The sequence below is a fragment of the Oscillibacter sp. UBA6647 genome (assembly GCA_002455655.1).
Taxonomy (GTDB): Bacteria; Bacillota; Clostridia; order Oscillospirales; family Oscillospiraceae; genus Oscillibacter.
In genome coordinates, this window is record DKLF01000060.1 from 1 (window position 1) to 5,052 (window position 5,052).

Annotated in this window: 4 protein-coding genes and 1 riboswitch; of the genes, 1 reads left to right on the plus strand and 3 read right to left on the minus strand. The window is 56.5% G+C overall.

The genetic code is table 11. The features are described from left to right. Positions 1 to 228: 228 nt before the first annotated feature. Positions 229 to 2,274, plus strand: coding sequence for a methyl-accepting chemotaxis protein (locus B2W96_RS04710; protein ID WP_293009042.1), 2,046 nt, complete (start codon positions 229 to 231; stop codon positions 2,272 to 2,274). A 276-nt stretch (positions 2,275 to 2,550) separates the two neighbouring features. Here the strand turns inward: B2W96_RS04710 and spoIIR are convergent, their stop codons facing one another. The 3 genes from spoIIR to B2W96_RS04725 form a co-directional block, all read right to left on the minus strand. After that, positions 2,551 to 3,189: a stage II sporulation protein R gene (gene spoIIR, locus B2W96_RS04715; RefSeq protein ID WP_293009044.1), complete on the minus strand. Its 639-nt coding sequence runs from the start codon at positions 3,187 to 3,189 to the stop codon at positions 2,551 to 2,553. 91 nt (positions 3,190 to 3,280) lie between these two features. Beyond that, on the minus strand, positions 3,281 to 4,150 hold the full coding sequence (ispE, locus tag B2W96_RS04720; RefSeq protein ID WP_293009046.1) for a 4-(cytidine 5'-diphospho)-2-C-methyl-D-erythritol kinase: 870 nt from the start codon (positions 4,148 to 4,150) through the stop codon (positions 3,281 to 3,283). Next, positions 4,147 to 4,659, minus strand: coding sequence for an SLOG family protein (locus B2W96_RS04725; RefSeq protein WP_293009048.1), 513 nt, complete (start codon positions 4,657 to 4,659; stop codon positions 4,147 to 4,149). The genes ispE and B2W96_RS04725 overlap by 4 nt, the downstream gene beginning before the upstream one ends. Positions 4,660 to 4,911: 252 nt before the next feature. Further along, positions 4,912 to 5,052: riboswitch (FMN riboswitch) on the plus strand.

Genomic DNA, 5,052 nt, shown 5'->3' on the forward strand with positions numbered 1-5,052 from the left:
GAAAAATAAAAATTTTTGCGTACTTTTTGTTAAAAACAACCATATACAATTCTTCGTATATACTAAATTTCTTTTATGAAAATGTATCTCTCTGTCTTGTATTGTCGAATTCAAACTGTTATAATAATTTAACCAAACATTTATAATAATCATCGCTAAAGCGTGAGGCTCCTCAGCGCAGATACGGCCCTGCACGCATCTTGACGTTGAAAGGATGGAGAACAGATTATGAAGAATGTAAAAGAGCGCGCAGCAGACGTAAGTTCCACCTCCTTGACCCCCAAAACAAGCCGCAGAAGAGGGCTTGGTATTCAGGGAAAGCTGCTGATTGCCCTGATTCCTATTATTGCTGTGGTCATCATCGCGATCTTGGTGATTATCCAGTCCGCAACCTCTAAAATTCTCTTGGAAAGAGGAGACGACCTTCTGGAGGCCAGCACCGACAATGTGGTCAGCATGGTCCAGTCGTGGATGAGTGGTGTCACCTCTACGCTCAATTCAGAGCTGGATACACTGGAATACATGAACATGACCCCTGAGGAAGAGTTGGCGTATCTTCGGCACATCGCCGGAACCGATGCCGATTTCCCCGACGGTCTCTATTTTGCCACCACGGACGGTACCTTTGTCCACCAGAGCTTCGTTCCCGACGCCAGTTACGACCCCCGGGAAAGAGTGTGGTATCAGGAAGGGCTTGTTGCCAACGACTTCGTTTTTGGCTCCGCCTATCTGGATATTATCACAGGAATGAACGTGGTTAGTCTCTCCGCCCCTCTACATTATAAGAATGGTGGGGTTCGCGGTGTGGCCGCCGCGGACATCTACTTAACCACGCTTTCCGACGTTGTAAAGCAGGTGCAGCTTGAGCAGACCGGAAGCGCGTTTCTGGTGGACGCAAGCACCAATATGATTATCGGCCACAAAGACGACGCCCTTTCGGGTCAGGTTCTCTCCGAGCTTACCGACAACCCCCTTTACACGCAGGTGTCCCAGTGGATTACCGGCGGGGTATACGGCCTTCAAACCTTCGGCTCCGGCAATGACGCAATTGCTCTGGACCTCAAGCAGGTGCCCGGCTGCAACTGGGTGGCGGTCTCTTATGTCCCCAGAGCGGAGATTTTGCAGGATCTGAATTTCCTGACCACTCTGCTTTCCACCATCGCTCTTGTATCCATTGTAATTCTCATCGCCATGATTTTTATTATAAGCCGTCTGATCGTCATTACCCCTGTAAAGAAGCTGGACGCTGCGGCCCGCCGCATGGCCGACGGTGACTTGACCGTCAAGCTGGACCACCTCTCCGGCGACGAATTCGGCACCCTAACGGCCAACTTCGGAAAAACCGCGGAGCGTCTCCACGACTATGTGGACTATATCGACGAAATCTCCGCCGTTTTGGATGAAATCGCCGGAGGCAACCTCACCTTTACCCTGAAGCGCGCGTATCTGGGCGACTTTGCCCGCATCAAGGCGGCTCTTGAAAACATCTCTGTCTCCCTGAACCAGACTCTGTCGCAGATCAATCAGGCGTCCGATCAGGTTTCCGTGGGCGCGGATCAGCTCTCCGCAGGGGCGCAAACGCTTTCTCAGGGCGCAACGGAGCAAGCCTCCGCCGTGGAGGAGCTGTCCGCCACCATCGATGATTTGTCTCAGCAGGTTCGCGCAAATGCCTCCGCTTCCCGTAAAACAAGCAACGATGTGGACTTTGCCGCAACCCGCATCTCCGAGAGCAACGAGCGGATGCAGCAGTTGATTTCCGCCATGAGCGATATTAACGAGCGCTCCGCCCAGATCAGCCGCATCATCAAATCCATCGACGACATTGCGTTCCAGACCAACATTCTGGCCCTGAACGCCGCCGTGGAGGCTGCCCGCGCGGGCTCCGCCGGTAAGGGTTTTGCGGTGGTGGCGGACGAGGTGCGGAATCTGGCCTCCAAGTCCGCCGAGGCCGCAAAGGGAACCGCCGACCTGATTCAGGCTTCTACGGAAGCCGTCCAGCGGGGCAGCGCTCTGGCGGACGACACCGCCGCTTCCCTCCTCTCCACGGTGGAGGACATCAAGTCCGTCGCACAGGCGGTGGACCAGATTGCGCAGGCCTCCGACGAGCAGTCCCGCTCCATTGAGCAGGTTTCTCAGGGTGTGGAGCAGATTTCCCGCGTGGTGCAGACCAACAGTGCCACGGCGGAGGAAACCGCCGCCTCCAGCGAGGAGCTGTCCGCGCAGGCGCAGATGCTGCGGGAGCTGGTGGACCGCTTCCAGCTAAAAGACAACTAAGCGTCCCTTTGCTGTGAGCTCCCTCCCCTGACATTCATTTCATTCGCGCCGCGCCGTATGCCGCCATTCTATGCGGCTGCGCATATGTATCCCATATCTGTAACGGCTCCGCCGGAACAATGTTCCGGCGGAGCCGTTTGTTTATCTCTTACATATCGAACTCATAAATCACAAAGCTGAAAGCCGCAAGCCGATAAACGAAAGCCTTATCAATCAGAAGTTCAATGGGCAACACGCCTATGGACGTCCACAGACATTCCATTTTAAAAGCATTCTTCAGGAAAGTTTCTCTTTTAGCGCTTCCCAAAGCTCAATGGACTTGAATTTGATAGCATAGCCGCCTCCGTCCTCTGTGATGAGCTTTACGTCGTCGTCGCTCAGTCCCGCCGACATGGCAGTCTGAGCCAGACTGGTGGTGGAGGCTGTGCAAAGGGGCGGAAACACCACGCACCACCAATTGCGCCCCGCGCCCTCGCCAATCAGCACCCGCAATGCCAGATAATCACCTGCCGGAAGGGTGAAATCCTCGTATTCCCGTGTGGGAAAGGTGGTTTCTTCAAGCTCCGCCGTCACGGCGTAGGTATATCCTTCCGTTGCGATCTCCTCCGCCGCCAAAGTCTGAAGCTCCGGCAAAGCGGCCCGCAGGGCCTTCTCCGCCGACGCCCGGTCTTCCGAAGCTTCCAGAATTTCCGTGGCTCTTTCCAAAAGCCGGTCCCGGACCCGCAGCTTTAAAGCCTGATCCTCCTTCGAATCGGAGTTCGCAAGAATATGCAGCCGCACCACGCGGTCCGCCAGCACCTGCTGGCGGTGGAGCGAGGACGTCCCCCACACCAGCGCCGCCGCAAGGCCGATCCCCAGCGCGATTTCCAGCACGCGGCCCGTTCGGCGAGCGCGGCGCTCCTTCGTCTTTTCCATACCGTTTCCGTCCTTTACCTTCCCGCTGCAAGGCGGGTGATGTACCGGGCAATCGACCCGTTTGTAAAAGTTTGGACAGAAACGCAGAATTTCATACCTCCGGCGCGGGCCGGGTCAAAAAGGTCTGGGGATATACCGCTTTCAGCGCATCAAACGCCCCACGAGCCGCCGTTTCGTCTTCAAACAGGCCGAACACCGTTGGCCCGGAGCCGGTCATCGCCGCGCCTGCCGCACCGAAGCGGAGCAGCCGGGCCTTGATGTCCCCAATTGTCTCCGCCTCCTGCGGCGTGAGGACCTCCTCAAACACATTGACCATTAATTTCGCCATTGCTCGCAGGTCTTTTCCCAGCAAAGCGGCGTGCAGGGCCTCGTGGTCGGGATGCGTCCGCAGCTTTTCCACCCGCACCCGTCCAAACAACTCCGGCGTGGGCAGGCCGAACTCCGGCTTACACACCACGATCCGGCAGGGCGGCATGGGCGGCCAATCCGTCAGCCGCTCTCCCCGTCCCTCCGCCAGAGCCGTTCCGCCCCGGACGCAGTAGGGCACGTCGCTGCCGATTTGCTCCCCCATTGCTTCCAATTTTCGGTCCGTCAACGCGGGGTGCAGCAGCGTCCGCAGGGCGCGCAAAACCGCCGCCGCGTTGGCGCTGCCCCCGGCCATGCCCGCCTGCGCGGGAATACGCTTTTCAATGGTAATTTCCGCACCGGACGCAGACCCGGTTTCATCAAAAAATATCCGGGCGGCCCGGCCCGCCAGATTGTCCTCCCCTTCTGGCAAATCCGTGCCGGGAACGCGGACGAGAATCTTTCGGTCCTCCCGCAGGCGAACCATCAGCGTGTCCCCCAAGTCCACGGAAATCATGACCATTTTCAAATCGTGATAGCCGTCCTCCCGGCGGCAGAGAATATCCAGCGTTAAATTCAACTTCGCCGGGGCAAAAACAGCTAATTCCTTCATCATGTTTCCTCCACAATCGGCAAATCCACCACGTCCAGTCCCCGTCGCATGGCATATTCAATGGTATAGCGGGTACCCCCGGGGCTGCCGTCGAACATGGCGATCAGCAGCGACGCGTGATCCACCATATACCGGTCCCGGCGCTGCATGCAGCTTGGACTGTATGCGGCGGAAACCACCGTCTCATAATCGCACTGGGCAAGCAGCCGCCGATACCGCGCCTGCTCCGCCTCGGACCAGGCGTTTGCCTGCGAGGGACAGGGAATTGCCGCTTCCACCGTCACCTCCGGGTGTCGCTGCTTCAGCTCCAGCACGCACTCGCAGGCATATAGATCGCAGCCCTGCGCCATGCCGCACAGAAAGTGACCGTATCCTTCCGCATAGGCGGCCTCAACCGCATCCAACAGCCGCATCTTCAGGGACGCGCAGCGAGGGTCGCTCTCCTCATAGCCCCAGGGCAGCTTTCCCGGTCGATGCCCCGTAAAGCAGCAGGCCGACTGTCTTCCCCGCATTCGCGGTTCCCCCCTTTCCCTTTCGTCCCCTTTGGCAAAAAGGACTTTCTCCGGCAAGCTGCGTATTGTGCCAGTAGCCGGACGATATTTTTTAATAGGTATTATTCTGCACCATTATAGAACAGACGTTCTTATTTGTAAAGTCCAATTTGAAAACCCATAAAAAAAGTCGAAAATTTTCTTTTAGGACATATTTCCCTCTTGCACTTTTTTTGCCGCCGTCGTATACTAATGGGCAGAAAGCAACTGAATACGTGTCTTCAGGGCGGGGTGTGATTCCCCACCGGTGGTAATTTCAGCTTTTTATAATTAGGCTTGAATCAGCCCACGAGCGGTCAATTTCGATTGATCTGCAGATCTGGTGCAAATCCAGAGCCGACGGTATAGTCCGGA

Bases quoted from the DNA above. Each gene is read 5' to 3' on its own strand.
- B2W96_RS04710 (WP_293009042.1), top strand. From the start codon at position 229: ATGAAGAATGTAAAAGAGCGCGCAGCAGACGTAAGTTCCACCTCCTTG.
- spoIIR (WP_293009044.1), bottom strand. From the start codon at position 3,189: ATGGAAAAGACGAAGGAGCGCCGCGCTCGCCGAACGGGCCGCGTGCTG.
- ispE (WP_293009046.1), bottom strand. From the start codon at position 4,150: ATGATGAAGGAATTAGCTGTTTTTGCCCCGGCGAAGTTGAATTTAACG.
- B2W96_RS04725 (WP_293009048.1), bottom strand. From the start codon at position 4,659: ATGCGGGGAAGACAGTCGGCCTGCTGCTTTACGGGGCATCGACCGGGA.